1 protein-coding gene is annotated in these 354 nt (G+C 43.2%); it reads left to right on the forward strand.

The features are described from left to right. Positions 1–354: pre-peptidase C-terminal domain-containing protein (locus JWG39_RS16295; protein ID WP_205220474.1), on the forward strand; the 354-nt coding region annotated here is incomplete at both ends.

The raw sequence follows: 354 nt of genomic DNA on the forward strand, positions 1-354 counted from the left end.
TCAGTGGTGGTGATGCGGGTAACTCTCGAACGGGAGCCACTGCGGTTTCACTGGACAGTAATGGAGATACCAGCATTACAGGTTATGCTGGGGAAAATGATTTTTATACGTTTGTCGCGCAACACCCTGGCACCGCGACCATTAATTTAACGGGATTGAGTTCAGATATTGATTTAAAACTCTTGAGCAGCTCTGGATCAACGCTGGATTCCTCATCTTCGCATTCTTCCTCTTCGAGTGGAAGTTCCAGTGAATCTATATCCTATAATCTCATCTCAGGTAATACATATTACGTCAAGGTCGATCCTTTTGGCAACAATACCTCAGATTATAATTTGAGTATCAATAGTGGCA

Origin of the sequence: Desulforhopalus vacuolatus (assembly GCF_016918505.1) — a bacterium.
Taxonomy (GTDB): domain Bacteria; phylum Desulfobacterota; class Desulfobulbia; order Desulfobulbales; family Desulfocapsaceae; genus Desulforhopalus; species Desulforhopalus vacuolatus.